A 17,728-nucleotide genomic window follows, 5' to 3' on the forward strand; every position below is an offset into this window, starting at 1 on the left:
CGGTCAGGGCGCGCTGTCGCGGCCGAGCAGCAGGCGGGCGACCACGAGCTTGGTGACCTGGGCCGTGCCGTCACCGATCTCCAGCCCCATCACGTCGCGCATCCGCTGGCCGAGCGGGCTCTCGTCGCCCCAGCCGTGCTGGCCGAAGGTGAGCAGCGCCTGGTGGGCCGCCTCGAACGCGGCACGGGGCGCCCACCACTTGGCCATGTTGGCGGCCAGCCGGTGGTCCTGCCCGGCGTCCTTGCGCCACAGTGCCTCGTACGCCAGCAGCCGGGCGGCGTGCAGGTAGGTGGCGTGTTCGACCAGCGGGAACGACAGGCCCTGGAACCGGCCGATCGGCTGGCCGAAGGCGTGCCGCTCGCGGGCGTGGTCGAACGCCTCGTCGAGGGAGGCGGAGGCGGCGCCGATGCAGATCAGGCTGATCAGGGCGCGGGAGTAGTCGAAGCCGCGCATCACCTGCACGAAGCCGAGGCCGGGGCCGGCCACCACGTCGTCGGCGTCGACCGGCAGGGCGTCGAAGGTGAGTTCGGCCCGGCCGGCCGAGCGGTTGCCGACGTCGGTTGTCGTGCGCCGGGCGACGTGGGCGTCGTCGAGCCTGGCGTAGAAGGCGGTGATGCCGTGCGGGCCGGCCGCGCCGGTGCGGGCGAAGACCAGGCCGTGGGTGGCGTGGCCGCCGAGCATGATGGAGCTCTTGACGCCGGACAGCCGCCAGCCCTTGTCGCCGTCGGGTTCGGCGCGCATCTCGACGGCGGCGGCGTCGGTGCCGTGGTCGGGTTCGGTCAGGCACAGGGCGACGATCGCCGAGCCGTCGGCGATCGGGGGCAGCCAGCGGTCGCGCTGGGCCCGGTCGCCGTTGGCGGCCAGCACGTCGGCGATGAGGGCGGCGTTCAGCGCCGGGTAGCAGGCGTTGAAGTCGGCGCGGGCCAACTCCTCCAGGGCGACGCCGGTGCTGACCGCGTCGCGGCCGAGCCCGCCGTACCCGGTGGCGATCCGCAGCCCGAGCAGGCCGGCGCCGGCCAGGTCGGCGTAGAGGCCGGGGCGGGGGGCGCCGCGGGCGTCGGCGGCCTGGTAGTCGGGTGCGACGTGGGTGGCGGCGAACGCCCGGATCCGGGCCCGCAGCTCTTCCTGCTCGGGGGTGAGGTCGAAGTTCACGCGGCCACCGCCGGTCCGTCCGGGGCACCGTCGGCCCGGGCCGGGCCGCCGCCGTACCGTCCACTGAGGATGAACTTCTGGATCTTGCCGGACGGGGTGCGCGGCAGGGCGTCGACGACCTCGACCCGTTCCGGCCAGTACTGCCGGGCCATGTCCAGCGCGCCGAGGTGTGCCTGGAGGTCGGCCACGGTCAGCGGCGCGTCGGCGACCAGGACCGCGCAGGCGCGTTCGCCGAGCCGCTCGTCGGGATAGCCGATCAGGGCCACGTCGCGTACGGCCGGGTGGCGCAGCAGGGCCGCCTCGACCTCGACCACCGGGATCTTCTCGCCGCCGCGGGAGATGACGTCCTTGACCCGGCCGGCGATGCGGATGCCGCCGTGGCCGTCGTCGCGGGCCAGGTCGCCGGTGTCGAACCACCCGTCGGCGTCCACACACGACTCGTACAGTTCGGGGCGGCGGTAGTAGCCCAGGCACTGGTTGGCGCCGCGGACGAGCAACCGGCCGGTCTGCCCGGCGGGCACCGGGTCGCCGGCGTCGTCGGCGACCCGGACCTCCATCCACGGCGGCGGCGAGCCATCGCTGCGGGTGGCCAGGTCGGGCGGGTCGGCGGGCCGGGTGATGGTGACCGTGCCGTTCTCGGTCATCCCCCACAGCGCGTAGACCCGGGTGCCGAGCACCTCGGCGGCCCGTTCGGCGACGACCGGGGCGATCGGGGCGCTGCCGCAGGCGAAACTGCGCAGCGACGAGAGGTCGCGCGGCGCGCGGCGCTGGGCGTCGATCAGGTCGACCAGGAAGGTCGGCGCGCCCATCGAGAAGGTGACCCGCCGCTCCTCGATCACCCGCAGCATCAGGTCTGGCCGCCAGGCGTCGAGTTGCACGGCGGTGGCGCCGAGGGTGAGCGGCATCAGGAAGCAGTAGGCGAATCCGGCCTGGTGGGTCAGTGGCGAGCCCATCGCGATCACGTCGTCGCCGGTCAGGCCGAGTGCCTCGTATTCGGTGCGGACCAGGGCGTGCAGCGTGTTGTGGGTGTGCATCACGCCCTTGGGCTCGCCGGTGGTGCCGGAGGTGAACATGATCTGGGCGAGGTCGTCCGGCAGAGCCTCCGGGTGGTCGACGTCGGCCGGCAGGTCGGCGCGCAGGAAGGCGTCGGCGAAGTCGACCACCGCGGGGTCGCCGCCGGTCCCGGGCGGGGTGGCGGGGGCGTCGAGCAGCACCCGGTGGCGCATCCCCGGTACGGCCCGGGCCACCTCGGCGGCCAGGTCGGCGTACGAGAAGTCGCGCAGCCGGGCGGGGGCGACGTAGACGGGGCTGCCGGTGAGGCCGACCATGTGCTCGACCTCGCGGCGCCGCATGATCGGGATGACCGGGTTGACGACCGCGCCGAGCCGGAAGGTGGCCAGGCACAGGGCGACGAACTGCCAGGAGTTGGGCATCTGGAGGGTGACGACGTCGCCGGGGCCGACGCCGAGGTCGCGCAGCGCGGCGGCGAACCGGCCGGTGTGGGCGAGCAGTTCGGCGTAGGTGACGGTCTCGGTGGGTGCCCCGTCGGCGTGGTAGCAGACGACGGCCGGCTTGTCGGGGTGGCGGCGGGCGCCGTCGCGCAGGTCGTCGAGGATGGTCCGGTCGCGCCACCAGCCGGCCGCCCGGTAGGCCGGCGGGCTGTGGTCGGGCAGGGGGGTCGTCATCGGGGGTCGCCTCCTGACGTGGAGCGTCGGCGGTGCCACCCCGCGGCGGTGGGGGCGGTGTCGCCAGTGGACCGCCCGCCCATCTTGACCAACACAGCGTGATCAAGCAAGAGCTGACCGCGATCAAGGACTTCCGCAAAAAAGATTGCCCGCAACGACCAGCGTCAATGCAAGATCTGCAATCAACAGGAAACTTGCGGACTGGCAATTGTTAACGACCCCGCGTAACGTCGCCGAGCGTATCCCGCCCACCACGCGGAGCAGGGCCCGACTCTGACCAGGAGAAGGTTCCGATGTTGACCCACGGCGACAGCGCCACCAGTCCCCCGACCATCGGTCCGCCCGGCCCACCGGCCGTCCTCGGCGGCACCCCGATCCGGACCCGCCCCTGGCCGACGTACGACAAGGGCGACGTCTGGATCAGCGAGGCCGACGAGCAGGCGGCCATCGGCGCCATCCGCGAGCGGCGCTACTTCCGCTACGACACCCGCCCGCACGCCGAGACCCACACCGGACGGTTCGAGCAGGGCCTGTGCGACTACTTCGGCGTACGGCACGCACTGGCCTGCGCCAGCGGCACCACGGCGATCGCGCTGGGCCTGCTCGGCCTGGGCCTACCGGCCGGCTCCCCCGTCGCCTGCCCGGCGTTCACCTTCGCCGCCACGCCCAGCGCGATCCTGCTCGCCGGCCACCGGCCGGTCGTCGTGGAGTGCGACGAGGACCTGCACCTCGACCTCGAAGACCTGCGCCGGGCGCTCGCCGAGGGGGTCGCCGCCGTCGTCGTGGTGCACATGCGCGGCTTCGCCGGCGACATGCCCGCCATCTGCGCCCTGGCCGCCGAATACGGCGTACCCGTGATCGAGGACGCGGTGCCCGCGCTCGGCGCGGCGCTCGACGGCCGTCCACTGGGGACGTTCGGCCGGGCCGGCGCCTTCTCCACCCAGTCCGACAAGGCCCTCAACACCGGCGAGGGCGGCTTCCTGCTCACCGACGACCCGGAACTCTACGCCCGCGCGGTGGTGTTCAGCGGGGCGTACGAGGGGCGGCTGGCCCGGCACTTCGGCGGCGACCGCCCGCCCGTCGACGACCTGGCCCACCCCATCTTCGGCGTACGGATGGACGAGATCCGGGCCGCCCTGGCCGGCGCGCTGCTCACCGGGCTGCCCGCCAAGCTCACCGCCCACCACCGCAACTACGCCCACGTGGCCGCCGGTCTGGCCGACCTGCCCGGGGTGGCGCTGCGCCGGCCGGTGGCCCCGGGCGCCTACCTCGGCGAGGCGCTGGTCTTCCGGCTGCCGGGCGCCACCGCGGCCCAGTCCGCGTGGTTCGCCGCCGCGATCCGCGCCGAGGGGATCGACGCCCGCGCCCTGGCCGATCCGGGCGACACCAACGTACGGGTCTTCTGGAACTGGCGGTTCCTGGTCGGCCCCGACCCGGCCGCCGCCCGGGCCCGCTGGCCCAAAACCGCCCGGCACCTCGACGAGGCCATCGACATCCCGCTGTCGGCCAACCTCACCGCCGACGACTGCGACCAGCTCGTCGCGGCGGTGACCCGGGTGCTGCCCGCCCTCCCGCCCGGCTGAACGGGGACCACGATGCGCTATCTGCTCGCCGACCCGAACCTGACCCACCGCGGCCCCGGTGAGGAGTTCGCCCGCGCCGTCGCCGCCGACCGGGGCGGGCCGGTCACCGTCCGGCTCGCGGTGTCGCTGCCGACCACGTTCCCGCTGGCCGCGCACCGGCCGCGCTACACCGTACGGCACCTGCTGAAGACCGCGACCGTCGTCGACGAGACCGTACGGTTCGTCGCCGAACCCCCGGCCCCGGACGGCCCGCAGTCGTCCGGCGACCGCTACGGCGCCACCCCGGAGGCCCGGTTCCACCCGCAGCTGGCGCAGACGAAGCTGACCGAACTCGCCGCGGGTGTGCCGCTGCCGGCCGGCCTGACCGACGATCCCGCCCTGCTCGCCGCCTTCGTCGACCACCGGGTCGTGGTGCGGCTGTGCACGGTGGAGAACGAGGTCTTCCTGCACGGCAGCGCCGACGGCGCGATCACCGGCCTGCTCCACCTGCCGGGGCTGCGCCGCCGGGCGGCGCCCGGACCGCTGGGTGCCGAGGTGGTCCGGGCCGCCGCGCGGGTGGAGGAGATGGGCGGCTCCTGCGACGGGATCGTGGTGCACCCCGACCGCTACTGGGAGCTGGTCCACGACGGGCTGCTCGGCCGCCTCGCCGAGGCCGGCGTACGGGTCAGCCGCACCCGGATGATCGCGCCCGACCTGATGCTGTTCGGCGACTTCCGGGCCGCCGTCACCCTGGTCGAGCCGGGCGTGTCGACGCTGTCGCTGCGGCCCGGCGCCGGCCCGGACGGCGCCGACCTGGTGACCGCCGCGCTGCCGGTCGGGCTGGCCGTGCACCTGCCACAGCATTTCCTGCTGCTGGAGCGGCAGTGACGGCGGCCGGGCCGCCCCGGGTCCTGTACGTCACCGGCTGGTGCCGCAGCGGTTCGACCGTGCTCGGCAACCTGCTCGGCGAACTCGCCGGCGTGGTGCACGTCGGCGAGTTGCACTACCTGTGGCGCAACGGGGTGCTGCGGCAGGGCACCAACACCTCCTGCGGCTGCGGGGAGCAGGTTACCGACTGCCCACTGTGGAGCAAGGTGCTGGCCGCCGTCGCCACCCCCGATCCGGCGCGGGTCGCCCGCCGGATGCTCGACGTCCAGCGCGGCTACCTGCGTACCCGGCACACCGGCGCCCGGCTGCGCGAGTCGGTCGCGCACCGGACCGCGCCGGCCGACGGCGCGCCGGCGGTGACCGCCGCCCTCGACCGGATGGTGGGCTGCTACCGGGCGATCACCGCCCAGACCGGCGCCCGGCTCGTCGTCGACGGCTCGAAATACCCGGCCGAGGCCGCCGCCCTGCTCCGCCGCGACGACCTCGACCTGCGGATCCTGCACCTGATCCGCGACCCGCGGGCCAGCGCGCACTCCTGGCGGCGGCCCAAGGCGTACATTCCGGCGATGGGCGTCACCCGCAGCACCGGCTACTGGACCGCCGCGAACGTCGCCTCCGACCGGATCGGTCGGGCCGCCCCCGACCGCTACCTGCGGCTGCGCTACGAGGACTTCACCCGCGACCCGCGGGCCGCGCTGGCCCGGGTGCTGGCCCTGGCCGGGCTGCCCGACCCGCCGCCGGTGACCGCCGACGGCGAGGCGGTGCTCGGCGTCAACCACACCGTCACCGGCAACCCCGACCGGCTGGTGCACGGGCCGGTGCGGATCCGGCCCGACGACGGCTGGAAGGCGCGGCTGCCGGCGGGGCCGGGGCTGCTCGCCACCCTGATCGCCAGTCCGGTGCTGAGCCGGTACGGCTACCCCTTCCGCCGCTAGGGAGGCCACCCATGGATCTCGGAATAGCCGGCCGGGTCGCGCTGGTCGCCGGCGCCACCAGCGGGCTCGGCCGGGCCGCCGCCCACGCCCTGGCCGCCGAGGGCTGCGCCCTGTCGATCTGCGCCCGCGATCCCGACCGGCTGGCCGCCACCGCGGCCGAACTGACCGCCGCCGGGGCCGGCAAGGTCGGCGCGTACGCCGTCGACATCGGCGACGAGACCGCCGTCGCCGGCTGGGTGGCGGACACCGCCCGCGACTTCGGCGCGGTGCACATCGTGGTCAGCAACGGTGGCGGCCCACCGCCCGGCCCCGTCGACGCGTTCGGTCTCGACGGCTACCGCACCGCGGTGGAGACCGCGCTGCTGCCGCACATCGGGCTCGCCCTGACCGCCCTGCCGCACCTGCGGGCCGCCGGCTGGGGCCGGATCCTGCTGGTCGCCTCGGAGACCGTCCGCCAGCCGATCCCGCACTACGGCCTGTCCAGCACCGTACGGCCCGGCCTGCTCGGCTTCGCCCGCTCGCTGGTCGCCTCGCTCGGCGCGGGCGGGATCACCGTCAACGTGCTGGCGCCCGGCTATCACGACACGCCGGGGCTGCGGCGCCAGTTCGGCGCCGACGCCGACGCCCGGCTCGCCGACATCGGCGCCGGCATCCCGCTCGGCCGGGTCGGCGACGCCGCCGACTTCGGCGCGGTCGTCGCCTTCCTCGCCGGGCGGCCGGCCGCGTTCGTCACCGGCACCTGCCTGCTGGTCGACGGCGGCGCCACCCGGGGAATCGGGTGACCGCCGTACCGACCACCGGGCCGCGCTGGGGCGTCGTCGTCGGCGGGCTCCTGGTCACCCTGCTGATCGTCTTCGTCGCGTTCGGCGCCGTGGTGCCGGTGCTCCCGCCTTTGGTGCTCGACCGGCTCGCCGGCTCGCAGTTCACCGTCGGGCTGGCGTTCGCGCTGTCCGGCATCGCCGCGCTGCTCGGCCGCCCGTACGCCGGCCGGCTGGCCCAGCGCTACGGCAGCCGCCCGGTGATGGTCGCCGGCTGCGTCCTCGCCGCCCTGGTCGGCGCCGCCTACGCGGTGCCGGCCGGACTGCCCGGGCTGCTGGCCACCCGGGTGCTGATGGGGCTGGCCGAGGCGGTCGTCTTCACCGCCGGCTCGGTGTGGGTGGTGGCGCTTGCCCCGGCGCACCGGCGCGCCGAGATCGTCGGCTACTACGGGCTGGCGATGTGGGGCGGCTGGACCCTCGGCCCGATGGTCGGGCACCTGCTGCGTACCGGGGTCGGCTACCCGGCGGTGTGGACCCTGGCCGCGCTGGCCCCGCTGGCCGCCGTCGCGGTCGTCGCCGCCCTGCCCGGTACGGTGCCCGGCGAGGCCGGGCCGGCCCGGCTGCTCCCCCGGCCGGTCGTCCTGCCCGGGACCGCGCTGGCCCTGTCGGCGTTCGGATACGCCGCGCTCACCGGCTTCGTCGCCCTGCACCTGGCCGACCGGGGCATCGGCCACGGCGCGGTGCTGCTCAGCCTCTTCGGTGTCGCGTACGTCATGGTCCGGCTGGTCTTCGGCCGGCTGCCGGACCGGATCGGGCCGCGCCCCGTCGTCGTCTTCTGCGGGCTCGCCGAGGCGGCCGGCCTGCTGCTGATCGCCCTCGCCCCGACGTTCTGGGTCGCCGCGGTCGGCGCGCTGGTCATGGGCGGCGGGTTCACGCTGCTCTATCCGGCGCTCGCGCTGCTGGTGATCCGCCGGTCGGCGGAGCGGGACCGGGGTACGGCGCTCGGCGCGTACACCTCGTTCTGGGACCTGGGGCTCGGCGTCGCCGGCCTGGTCACCGGCGCGGTCGCGCTGATCGGGTACGGCTGGGTGTTCGTGCTGGCCGCCGGGCTGGCCGCGACCGCGGCGGCGATCGGGGCGTTCGCCACAGCGATGCGCGCGCCCGCGCCGCAGCGGGTATAACCGGGAGCCGTGTCGTCAGAGATCAGCTCCATCCTGCGGTCGATCGCGCTGCCGGTCCTGCTGCCCACCACCCTGTACGGGATCGGGGTCGGCGCGATCACCCCGGTGATCGTGTTCAGCGCCCGCGACCTGGGCGCGTCGATCGGTGTCGCCGGGCTGGTCGCCGCGCTGCTCGGGGTCAGCCAGGTGGTCGGCAACCTGCCGTCGGGGCGGATCATCACCCGGATCGGTGAGCGGAACGCGATGATCTGGGCCGCGGTGGTGTCGGTGGCCGGTGCGCTGGCCTGCGCGTTGGCGCCGGCGCTGTGGGTGCTGACCGCCGGGATCGTCGTGATCGGCGTGGCCGGTTCGGTGTGGGGGCTGGCCCGGCAGACCTACCTGTCCGAGACGGTGCCGTACGCGGCCCGGGCCCGGGCCATGTCGACCCTCGGCGGGGTGAACCGGATCGGCTACTTCCTCGGCCCGTTCATCGGCGCCGCGGTGATGGGATGGACCGGCACCGACGGGGCGTACTGGGTGTTCGTCGTCGCGGTCACCGCCGCCGGTGCGGCGGTGCTGACGCTGCCCGACGTCGGCACCGGGCGGGTGCCCGGCGGCCCGCCGGACGCCGGCCTGCTGGCGATCCTGCGCACCAGCCTGCCGCTGCTGCGCACCCTGGGCGTGGCGGCGGTCCTGGTCGGCGCGGTCCGTGGGGCCCGCCAGGTGGCATTGCCGCTGTGGGTCGACCACCTCGGCCTGGACCCGACGACGGCGAGCCTGATCTACGGCGCGGCCGCGGCGATGGACATGCTGCTGTTCTACCCGGCCGGCAAGGTGATGGACACGTACGGGCGGCGCTGGATCGGCGTACCGTCGATGCTCGTCCTCGGCGTCACCCATCTGGCGTTGCCGCTGACCTCGACGGTGCCGACGCTGACCGTGGTGGCGTTGCTGATGGGTCTCGGCAACGGCATCGGCAGCGGGGTGATGATGACGATCGGCGCCGACATCGCACCGGCGGAGCACCGCGCCACCTTCCTCGGCGCGTGGCGGCTCTGCAACGACCTCGGCGGCAGCGCCGGGCCGCTGCTGGTCGGCGTGCTCGGTACGCTCGGCGCGCTCGGCGCCGGGATCGCCGGGATGGGCCTGGTCGGCCTCGCCGGTGCCGCGGCCCTCTACCGCTGGACGCCACGGCACCGGCCCCGAACCTGACCCGCCGGCTGGAGACATCGAGGATCGTCGCTTAGCCTGGTGGGCATGGCCCGCCGACTCCCGCGCATCCTCGCCGCCGCCCTGCTCGCCGCCGGCCTGTCGGCCGCCGTTCCGCCAGCGACCGCCGCGGCGGCCGCCACCGCCGGGACGGCGCCGCCGACCACGCTGAGCGGCCAGATCCGCGGCGGCGACACGCTGATCGGCGCGGGCGGCCGCTGCGTCGTCGGCTTCACCGTGCCCGACGGTTTCCTGGCCAGCAGCGTCTGCGGGCCGGCCGGCACGACCATCACCACCACCGGCGGGGTGGCCGTCGGCCTGATCGTCGCCTCGCCCTACCCGCAGGTCGGCTACGTCCTCGTCGATTTGAACCCGGGCTGGGTGCCGGTCGGCCAGGTGCGGGTGGCCGGCGGGACCGTCGCGGTGAAGGGCGCGAACCCCGCACCGGTCGGCGCGGTCGTCTGCCGCTCCGGGCCGACCTCCGGTTGGCGGTGCGGCCCGGTCACCGGGCTCAACCACACGGTCAACTTCCCCGGCGGCGCCGTCCCCGGACTGACCCGGGCGAACATCTGCGCCGAGGCGGGCGAGGTCGGCACGCCCTACCTGACGGCGGGCGGACAGGCGCAGGGCGTCCAAGTCGGCGGGTCGGGGACCTGCCCGGCCGCCGGGACCAGCTACTTCCTGCCGGTCCGGCCGGCCCTGGCCGCGTACGGCGTCGCGCTGCTGACCTCCTGACCGCGCACCTTTCCTAGCTCTCCCCGCCGGCGCGGGTGTCGGCGCCCTCCGGCACGGCCGGCCGGAGGCTGGGGTGCAGGGCGAGGACGAGGCGGTGCTCGCGCCCGCCCTCGGCGTCGCGCGCGTGGTATTTGGCGAGCAGGTGGGTGACGGCCCCGGTCAACTCCTCGGCGAAGGCGGCCCGGTCGGCGGCCGAGGCGAACCGGACCTCGCTGTCGATGGCGAAGGTCGCCAGCCGCTTCTTCGCGGCGGCGGCTCCGGTGATCAGCTCGCCGACCTCGCGCACCAGCCGGGCGGCGAGGGCGAGCATCCACTGCGCGGAGAGCCGGTCGGGGGCCCGGCCGGGATCGGGCGCGACGGCCGCCAGCGCGGTCGGCGAGATCACGTAGGACGCGGCGGTCGCCCGCATCACCCGCTCGGTGCAGTTGCCCTTGCGGCGCTCCTCGACCAGCTCGATCAGGCCGTGCCGCTCCAGCGCCCGCAGATGGTAGTTGACCTTCTGTCGGGTGAGCCCGACGTGCGGCGCCAGGCTGCTGGCCGAGCCCGGCTCGGCCAGCGCGGCCAGCAGGCGGGCCCGGACCGGATCCAACGACACCTCGGCGGCGGCCGGGTCGGCGATCACTGCGACGTCGAACATGGCACCACCGTCCCACCGACAAATCTTGTCGTCAAGAACACGAACCAGTTCGGCGAAAGCCTGGCGCACGAATCAGCGGGAAGATCGGATCGTACGGCCGGCGACGCCCCGCCCACGCTGGGCGCCCCGTGCGTCGGGCGCCCAGCGCGAGCGTCGTGCTCCCACGGCCGCGCGGGCGGGCGGCCGGCGTCCGCCACGGCGTGCCGGCCACCCCGCTCGCCCGCCGGTACGCGCCCGCCGCCCCCCGTCACGCCCCCTGCGGGGCGTGCTGCGGCGTGCGCTCTCGCGGGACCCCGCCGGACGCCGAACCGGCGCCGACCTCGGCGGGTCTGCACGGGGCGTCCCACCGCGTGACGAGACACCCGGGGGACGCAAACGGGCGGCCGGTCGCCTGACGTACGACCGTCGCCCGCAGTAAAGGGGTTTTGCACCACAGGACACCGCAAGACGAACGTCTCACTGCAAGTGCTCCCACGGCGACCCAAAGTGTCCGATGCGACGATCCATTGGAGCCAGCACCAACCACTGGTAGAAACAGCATTTCGCGTACGGCGCCGTCGGCGCGATCGCGGTTCAGGCCGGGCCGGACACCGGCAGGCAGAACGCGAGCCGCAGCCCCGGGGCGTACGACGCCAACTGCGCCACGGTCACCTCGTAGGTCCGCAACTGCCCCGAGGGCATACGCACCTGCCACCGCTTGCCGACCGGGTCGGCGGCGACGCCGGCGCCGGCCCATAGCAGCCGAGCCCGCTCGCTGACCCGGCACAGCCGCTCCATCACCGGGTCGGTAAGGCCGGAGGCCGGATACGCCGCCTGCGCCAGCCGATAGCGGGCGACGAACTCCTCGGTCTCCCGCTCCCAGCCGACGATCGACCGGCCCACCCGGCTGAACAGCCACGCGCCCAGGTTGGACCCGGGTACGACGTAGGGCGACACCGGCGCCATCGCCGCGTTGACGACCACCACCGTCCAGTACCGGTCGAAGACCATGGCGGGCGCCACGCTCGCGTCGACCAGGCGTTGCAGCACCGCCCGGTCGACCCGGGTCGGCGGATCGGTGACCGGGTTGATCAGGCTGTTGAGGTAGGCCTGCTGCTGGGGATCGAGTCGCAGCGCCCGTACGATCCCCTCGGCCAGCCGCGGCCCGGGCACCCGTACGCCCTGTTCGACGAGCTGATAGGCGCGTGGGGTGCAGCCGGCGAGCCGGGCCACCTCCACCTGGGTCAGCCAGTCTCCCCTCGACCGTGGACCGGGCGGCAGGCCCAGCCCGGTCCGGTCGGTGGTCCGGCGGAGCCGGCGCAGCCAGTGCCCCAGCCGGGGATCGACGGCCGGCGGCCCGACCTCGGAAAGCGTCATCGCCCACCCCCGGACGGCTCGCACGCGGAGCAGGCGTCGCGGGAGAGCGGGCCGGCGCCCTCTTCCCCCTCGGGCAGCAGGAACACGAGCAGCCGCCGCTCGTCGTCCGGGCGGCCGGGGGCGAGCGTCGTCATCTCGACCCGTACGTGGTGGCCGGCGTCGCCGGCCCGGGCCGGATCGGTGTGCCCGGGGCGGCGCAGGGCGCGGGTACGGCCCGACGGCCGGGGGTGGATCCCGGCCCCGTCCCGCCAGGCCCGGTCGACGAACGGGCTCTGCGCGCGCAGGCCGGAGACCAGCGACCGCAGCGCCGAATCGTCCGGCCAGCGGGCCCACGTGGCCCGCAGGTCGTCGAGAAAGGCGGCGGCGAAGTCGCACTCCCAGTCGACCATCGCGTGCCGGGCGTGCGGGTCGCAGAACAACCACCAGGCGAAGTTGCGCCGGTCCGGCTCGAGGCGGTCGAAGTCGACGAGCCACCGCGCGACCGCGCGGTTGACGGCGAGCACCCGCCACGCCACGTCGGTCACCAGCGCCGGATGGGGATGCAACTGGTCGGCGAGCCGGGTCAGCACCGGATCGGCGGCGGTGGCGTAGCCCTGGGCGGGCGGGGCCGAGCGGGTCGCCAGCATCCACAGGACGTGCCGCTCCTCCGCGTCGAGTCGCAGCGCCGTGGCGACCGCCTGGAGAAGCTGCGCCGACGGCGAGCGCAGCCGGCCCTGCTCGAGCTGACTGATGATGCGGGCGGAGTAGCCGGTCGCCTCGGCGAGGTCGTCCTGACTCAGCCCCGGCCGGCCGCCGACCCGGGGCAGCAGGCCGGCGTCGGGCCGGTCGAGCCGCAGCCGGCGCACCCGGAGAAACGATCTGAGCAGTTCGACCCGCTCCTGGTCGGCCCCGCTGACCGGCGCACTCGCCACCTCATTCACCACCACAGGCCGGGGCCGGCGTCAGCCCTTGAACACGTGCTCCCGTCGCCACGCAAAGTGTGCCCGATGGGACGGTCGTGCGGGGGGCGGTGCGGTCCGGGCAATATATCGATAGGTGTTTACGTCTCGGACACGGAAGAGGCAGGTGGACAGGCCATCCTGCTCTTCACGGTCCACCTCACGAAAGGGTCACGAATGACGTCAAACCGCATCGCAGCGCCCGTGTGGTCGCTGTTCCGCGCCGTGGTCGGCCTGCTCTTCGCCTGCCACGGGGCCGCCACCGTGCTCGGCCTCTTCGGCGGGGCCCGGGGCACCGGGCAGGCCGTCGAGGTGGGCGCCTGGCCCGCCTGGTGGGCCGGCCTGATCCAACTCGTCTGCGGGCTGCTGGTGCTCGTCGGGTTCGCCACCCGGCCGGCCGCCGTGCTCAGCTCGGGCTCCATGGCGTACGCCTACTTCGTCGTACACCAGCCGACCAACCTGTTCCCGATCGAGAACGGCGGTGTCACCTCCGCCCTCTACGCGTGGACGTTCCTGGTCATCGCCGTACTCGGTGCCGGGCCGTGGTCCCTGGACGCGCTGCTGAGCCGGCGCGGCAACCAGGCCGGGGCACAACCCGTACCGGCCAACGGCTGACCACCCCACACCGGCCGGGCCTGACCAACCCGGCCGTACCCACCGGTCCCCGACCGCCACCGGACCCCGCCCACGGGCGGTGGCCCCGACACCCCGCCGGACACCGCGACGACCGCCGACCACGATTCGGTAAGGTCTTCCCTGGGCCGTGACTGGCGCGCTGGGATGGGCACAAACCATCGGGGAGCGGCCCCGTCACCACGACGAATGCCGAGCGCCTGGGCCCTCAACCGCAACCGGAGGTGCCATGTCGTCGCTCAACGCCGAGTCCACCGCCTACCGCAGCGCGCTGGACGTCGTACGCACGGTCGAGCCCCGGGTCGCCGACGCGATCGCCGCCGAACTCGCCGACCAGCGGGCGTCCCTCAAACTCATCGCCAGCGAGAACTACGCCTCCCCGGCCGTCCTGCTCGCCATGGGCAACTGGTTCAGCGACAAGTACGCCGAAGGCACCATCGGCCGCCGCTTCTACGCCGGCTGCCGCAACGTCGACACCATCGAGGCGATCGCCGCCGAGCACGCCCGTGAACTCTTCGGCGCCCCGCACGCGTACGTGCAGCCGCACTCCGGCATCGACGCCAATCTCGTCGCCTTCTGGGCGATCCTCGCCGACCGGGTCGAGGCACCGGCCCTGCGCAAGGCCCAGGTCCGGCAGGTCAACGACCTGACCGAGGAGGACTGGTTCGCGCTGCGCCGCGAGCTGGGCAACCAGCGCATGCTCGGCATGTCGCTCGACGCCGGCGGCCACCTCACCCACGGCTTCCGCCCGAACATCTCCGGCAAGATGTTCGACCAGCGCAGCTACGGCACCGACCCGGCCACCGGGCTCATCGACTACGCCGCCCTGCGGCAGACCGCCAAGGAGTTCAAGCCGCTGGTCCTCGTCGGCGGCTACTCGGCCTACCCGCGCAAGGTCAACTTCCGCATCCTGCGGGAGATCGCCGACGAGGTCGGCGCCACCTTCATGGTTGACATGGCCCACTTCGCCGGACTGGTCGCCGGCAAGGTCTTCACCGGCGACTTCGACCCGGTGCCGCACGCCCACATCGTCACCACCACCACCCACAAGTCGCTGCGCGGCCCGCGCGGCGGCCTGGTGCTCTGCCAGCCCGAACTCGCCGACCAGGTCGACCGCGGCTGCCCGATGGTGCTCGGCGGCCCGCTGCCGCACGTCATGGCGGCCAAGGCGGTCGCGCTCGCCGAGGCCCGCCAGCCCGCCTTCGCCGACTACGCCCAGCGGATCGTCGACAACGCCCAGGCCCTCGCCGAGGGTCTGCTGCGCCGGGGCGTACGGCTGGTCACCGGTGGCACCGACAACCACCTCGTGCTCATCGACACGACCGGCTTCGGGCTCACCGGCCGGCAGGCCGAGCAGGCGCTGCTCGACGCCGGCATCGTCACCAACCGCAACTCGATCCCGCAGGACCCGAACGGCGCCTGGTACACCTCCGGCATCCGGATCGGCACCCCGGCCCTGACCACGCGCGGGCTCGGCACCGCCCAGATGGACGAGACCGCCGACCTGATCAACACCGTGCTCAGCCAGACCAAGCCGGGCGTCGGCCCGGACGGCGCGCCCTCCAAGGCGAAGTACGTCCTCGACCCCGCCGTCGCCGACCGGATCGCCAAGCAGGCCGACGAACTGCTCGCCGGGTTCCCGCTCTACCCCTCGGTCGACCTCGGCTGAGCCCGACCCCGACCTGATCCGCCCGGTTCGGCCCGTCCGAGCCGGGCGGAGCTCTTTTCCGCCGGCTGTCCCTGCCCGCCGGCTGTCCCTGCCCGCCGGCTGTCTGCCCGGCGGCCGTCCCTGCCCGCCGGCTGTCCTCTTGCCCGGCGGCCCTTCGACCCGACAGGTCAGCGGGTCGATCCGCAGCCGTCCCGTTCTTGCACGGCAACGCCAGAAATTTTCATCCTCCGATCGGGTCTTGTCTGATGTTGCGTCGAGATTTAACGTCATCGCAACCACCGCCGCCGATCGGCGCCGCCCGTCCCCCAGTGCGCGCCGGCCGGCCCCGCGAGAATCGAGTCGCCATCGATGTCTGACCAGCATTCGCAACACCCCCGCCGGCCCGCGCGGCGGGGCCGGATCCGGGCCGTCGTGGCCGGATCGTTCGTGGTCGCGCTCGGCGCCGGCACGCTGGGCGCGCACCCCGCGCTGGCCACCGCCGACCCGCCCGGCCCGGCCGGCGTCGAGACCGTCGCCGGGCTGCCACCGCACCTGACCGCCGGCCGCGGCGCCACCGTGCCGTTCGTCGAGCAGGAGGCCGAGAACGCCGCCACCACCGGGGAGATCATCGGCCCGGACCGCAACGCCTACACCCTGCCGTCGGAGGCGTCCGGGCGCCGGGCGGTCAAGCTCGACGCCCCCGGCGAGTGGGTGGAGTTCACCCTGACCCGCGACACCAACTCGCTCAACGTCCGGTACGCCATCCCGGACGCCGAACAGGGCGGCGGCATCACCGGCCCGCTGGACGTCTACCTCAACAACCAGCGCCGGCACACGATCACGCTGACGTCGGAGTTCTCCTGGCTCTACAGCACGTACCCGTTCTCCAACGACCCGAAGGCGGTCCCGCCGGACGACTGGTGGATTCCAGAGCCGCGCCCGGTCAAGACCCCGTTCCGGCCGCACCACTTCTACGCCGAGCAGCGGCTCCTGCTCGGCAAGACCCTGCACGCCGGGCAGAAGATCAAGCTGAAGCTGCCGCACGACTCGACGCTGCCGTGGGCGGTGATCGACCTGGTCGACTTCGAGATGGTCGCCAAGCCGAAGAAGATGCCACGCGGGGCGCTGTCGGTGGTCGACTTCGGCGCCGACCCGACCGGCGTACGGGAATCCGCCGACGCGTTCGACGCCGCGGTGGCCGCCGGCCGGGCGAGCGGCCGTACGGTGTTCATCCCGCCGGGGACGTACCAGGTGAACCGGCACGTCGTCGTTGACGACGTGACCGTCACCGGGGCCGGCAACTGGCACAGCGTCGTGCGCGGCGACGGCGTCGGGTTCTACGGGAAGTGGGCCGCCGACGGCGGCAGCCACGACGTGCACCTGTCCGACTTCGCGATCATCGGCAACATCCGGGAACGCCGCGACGACCTCCAGGTCAACGGGATCGGCGGGGCGCTCGGCGGCGGGTCCACCGTGGAGCGGCTCTACATCCAGCGGACCAAGGTCGGGATGTGGTTCGACGGCCCGTTCCACGGGCTCACCGTGCGGGACAACATGATCGTCGACCAGATGGCCGACGGGCTGAACCTGCGGCGCGGCATCTCCGGCGTACGGGTCACCAACAACTTCCTGCGCAACCTCGGCGACGACGGGCTGGCCATGTGGTCGCACTTCGTCAAGAACCCGGACGGGACCCCGGAGACGTCGGAGGAGGCCGACCAGGACCACGACAACGTCTACGACCACAACACCGTGATCGCGCCGGTGCTGGCCAACGGAATCGCGATCTACGGCGGCCGGGACAACGTGGTGTCCGACAACGTCGTCGCCGAGACCGTGCGCGAGGGCGGCGGCCTGCACGCCGGCTACCGGCACGGGTCGACCCGGTTCTCCGGCACGCTCACGTTCGCCCGCAACACCACCGTACGGGCCGGCGTGCTCGACCTGAACTGGAACTTCGGCGTGGGGGCGCTGTGGTTCTACTCGCTGGACGGTCCGATGGACGCCCGGATCGACGTCGTCGACAACTCGTTCCTGGACAGCACCTACTCGGCGATCATGGCGGTGAAGGGGCATCCGGAGGCGCACTCGGTCAGCAACATCCACGTCGACGGGGCCTGCATCGACGGCGCCGGCACGTACGCGCTGCAACTCCAGGTGGCCGGCGCGGGCAGCTTCACCGGCGTGGAGGCCCGCAACCTCGGCGTCGGGGGCACCTGGCGCGGCGACCCGTTCGAGATCACCGACGGCGGCGGCAACTCCGGCTGGCAGAACGACATCCGCTGGAACTGGCCGATGGACACCGCGCGACCGGTCGCCCCGCCGACCAACTGCGCGTGACAGCACCGGCCGGTCCGTCCCCGGGGACCCTCCCGCCGCTCCCCGCCGGCGACGGACACGCGACCGCCCCGGGCGGGCCGCCCCCGCCCGCC

Annotated in this window: 15 protein-coding genes and 1 riboswitch; of the genes, 10 read left to right on the forward strand and 5 right to left on the reverse strand. The window is 74.2% G+C overall.

Annotation, left to right across the window (positions count from 1 at the left end; translation table 11 throughout):
* Positions 1-3: 3 nt before the first annotated feature.
* Positions 4-1,152: an acyl-CoA dehydrogenase family protein gene (locus AB0I42_RS14215; protein WP_357537380.1), complete on the reverse strand. Its 1,149-nt coding sequence runs from the start codon at positions 1,150-1,152 to the stop codon at positions 4-6.
* A complete protein-coding gene (locus tag AB0I42_RS14220) occupies positions 1,149-2,837 on the reverse strand; it encodes an AMP-binding protein (RefSeq protein WP_357537381.1) in 1,689 nt (562 codons plus the stop codon). Before AB0I42_RS14220 ends, AB0I42_RS14215 begins: the two co-directional genes overlap by 4 nt.
* Before the next feature lie 293 nt (positions 2,838-3,130).
* Between AB0I42_RS14220 and AB0I42_RS14225 the strand changes: the two genes are divergently transcribed.
* The 7 genes from AB0I42_RS14225 to AB0I42_RS14255 are packed head-to-tail and all read left to right on the forward strand — an operon-like array spanning position 3,131 to position 10,084.
* Positions 3,131-4,420: an aminotransferase class I/II-fold pyridoxal phosphate-dependent enzyme gene (locus AB0I42_RS14225; protein ID WP_357537383.1), complete on the forward strand. Its 1,290-nt coding sequence runs from the start codon at positions 3,131-3,133 to the stop codon at positions 4,418-4,420.
* Between the two features lie 12 nt (positions 4,421-4,432).
* On the forward strand, positions 4,433-5,287 hold the full coding sequence (locus AB0I42_RS14230; RefSeq protein WP_357537384.1) for a family 3 encapsulin nanocompartment shell protein: 855 nt from the start codon (positions 4,433-4,435) through the stop codon (positions 5,285-5,287).
* Positions 5,284-6,222: a sulfotransferase gene (locus AB0I42_RS14235; RefSeq protein ID WP_357537385.1), complete on the forward strand. Its 939-nt coding sequence runs from the start codon at positions 5,284-5,286 to the stop codon at positions 6,220-6,222. The genes AB0I42_RS14230 and AB0I42_RS14235 overlap by 4 nt, the downstream gene beginning before the upstream one ends.
* Positions 6,223-6,233: 11 nt before the next feature.
* Positions 6,234-7,004 carry an SDR family oxidoreductase gene (locus tag AB0I42_RS14240; protein WP_357537387.1) on the forward strand — a complete coding sequence of 257 codons (771 nt, stop codon included), beginning with the start codon at positions 6,234-6,236 and terminating at the stop codon, positions 7,002-7,004.
* A complete protein-coding gene (locus tag AB0I42_RS14245) occupies positions 7,001-8,161 on the forward strand; it encodes an MFS transporter (RefSeq protein ID WP_357537389.1) in 1,161 nt (386 codons plus the stop codon). Before AB0I42_RS14240 ends, AB0I42_RS14245 begins: the two co-directional genes overlap by 4 nt.
* Before the next feature lie 9 nt (positions 8,162-8,170).
* The gene (locus AB0I42_RS14250; RefSeq protein WP_357537390.1) at positions 8,171-9,352 is read left to right on the forward strand and encodes an MFS transporter; all 1,182 of its coding nucleotides are present in this window, start codon (positions 8,171-8,173) and stop codon (positions 9,350-9,352) included.
* A 45-nt stretch (positions 9,353-9,397) separates the two neighbouring features.
* The gene (locus tag AB0I42_RS14255) at positions 9,398-10,084 is read left to right on the forward strand and encodes a S1 family peptidase (protein ID WP_357537392.1); all 687 of its coding nucleotides are present in this window, start codon (positions 9,398-9,400) and stop codon (positions 10,082-10,084) included.
* Positions 10,085-10,097: 13 nt separating this feature from the next.
* Here AB0I42_RS14255 and AB0I42_RS14260 read toward each other — a convergent pair whose 3' ends face one another.
* The 3 genes from AB0I42_RS14260 to AB0I42_RS14270 form a co-directional block, all read right to left on the reverse strand.
* Complete coding sequence (locus AB0I42_RS14260; RefSeq protein ID WP_357537394.1) at positions 10,098-10,721, reverse strand: helix-turn-helix domain-containing protein; 624 nt, start codon at positions 10,719-10,721, stop codon at positions 10,098-10,100.
* Between the two features lie 573 nt (positions 10,722-11,294).
* Positions 11,295-12,077 carry a helix-turn-helix domain-containing protein gene (locus tag AB0I42_RS14265; RefSeq protein ID WP_357537395.1) on the reverse strand — a complete coding sequence of 261 codons (783 nt, stop codon included), beginning with the start codon at positions 12,075-12,077 and terminating at the stop codon, positions 11,295-11,297.
* Entirely contained in the window at positions 12,074-12,988 is a 915-nt protein-coding gene (locus AB0I42_RS14270; RefSeq protein WP_357537396.1) for a helix-turn-helix transcriptional regulator, read from the reverse strand. Before AB0I42_RS14270 ends, AB0I42_RS14265 begins: the two co-directional genes overlap by 4 nt.
* Before the next feature lie 204 nt (positions 12,989-13,192).
* Here AB0I42_RS14270 and AB0I42_RS14275 point away from each other — a divergent pair, with 204 nt between their 5' ends.
* The 3 genes from AB0I42_RS14275 (at position 13,193) to AB0I42_RS14285 (ending at position 17,636) form a co-directional block, all read left to right on the forward strand.
* Entirely contained in the window at positions 13,193-13,630 is a 438-nt protein-coding gene (locus AB0I42_RS14275; protein WP_357537398.1) for a DoxX family protein, read from the forward strand.
* A 138-nt stretch (positions 13,631-13,768) separates the two neighbouring features.
* Positions 13,769-13,861, forward strand: a riboswitch (ZMP/ZTP riboswitch).
* Between the two features lie 16 nt (positions 13,862-13,877).
* On the forward strand, positions 13,878-15,317 hold the full coding sequence (locus AB0I42_RS14280; protein WP_357537400.1) for a glycine hydroxymethyltransferase: 1,440 nt from the start codon (positions 13,878-13,880) through the stop codon (positions 15,315-15,317).
* 348 nt (positions 15,318-15,665) lie between these two features.
* A complete protein-coding gene (locus AB0I42_RS14285; protein ID WP_357537402.1) occupies positions 15,666-17,636 on the forward strand; it encodes a glycosyl hydrolase family 28-related protein in 1,971 nt (656 codons plus the stop codon).
* The last annotated feature ends 92 nt before the right edge of the window (positions 17,637-17,728 follow it).

It is taken from the genome of Polymorphospora sp. NPDC050346 (assembly GCF_040655695.1).
GTDB classification, from domain to species: Bacteria; Actinomycetota; Actinomycetes; order Mycobacteriales; family Micromonosporaceae; genus Polymorphospora; species Polymorphospora lycopeni.

Excerpts from the sequence above, each read along its gene's own strand:
- AB0I42_RS14240 (WP_357537387.1), top strand. The coding sequence starts at position 6,234 with ATGGATCTCGGAATAGCCGGCCGGGTCGCGCTGGTCGCCGGCGCCACC.
- AB0I42_RS14255 (WP_357537392.1), top strand. The coding sequence starts at position 9,398 with ATGGCCCGCCGACTCCCGCGCATCCTCGCCGCCGCCCTGCTCGCCGCC.
- AB0I42_RS14225 (WP_357537383.1), top strand. The coding sequence starts at position 3,131 with ATGTTGACCCACGGCGACAGCGCCACCAGTCCCCCGACCATCGGTCCG.
- AB0I42_RS14285 (WP_357537402.1), top strand. The coding sequence starts at position 15,666 with ATGTCTGACCAGCATTCGCAACACCCCCGCCGGCCCGCGCGGCGGGGC.
- AB0I42_RS14230 (WP_357537384.1), top strand. The coding sequence starts at position 4,433 with ATGCGCTATCTGCTCGCCGACCCGAACCTGACCCACCGCGGCCCCGGT.
- AB0I42_RS14260 (WP_357537394.1), bottom strand. The coding sequence starts at position 10,721 with ATGTTCGACGTCGCAGTGATCGCCGACCCGGCCGCCGCCGAGGTGTCG.
- AB0I42_RS14280 (WP_357537400.1), top strand. The coding sequence starts at position 13,878 with ATGTCGTCGCTCAACGCCGAGTCCACCGCCTACCGCAGCGCGCTGGAC.
- AB0I42_RS14220 (WP_357537381.1), bottom strand. The coding sequence starts at position 2,837 with ATGACGACCCCCCTGCCCGACCACAGCCCGCCGGCCTACCGGGCGGCC.
- AB0I42_RS14275 (WP_357537398.1), top strand. The coding sequence starts at position 13,193 with ATGACGTCAAACCGCATCGCAGCGCCCGTGTGGTCGCTGTTCCGCGCC.
- AB0I42_RS14265 (WP_357537395.1), bottom strand. The coding sequence starts at position 12,077 with ATGACGCTTTCCGAGGTCGGGCCGCCGGCCGTCGATCCCCGGCTGGGG.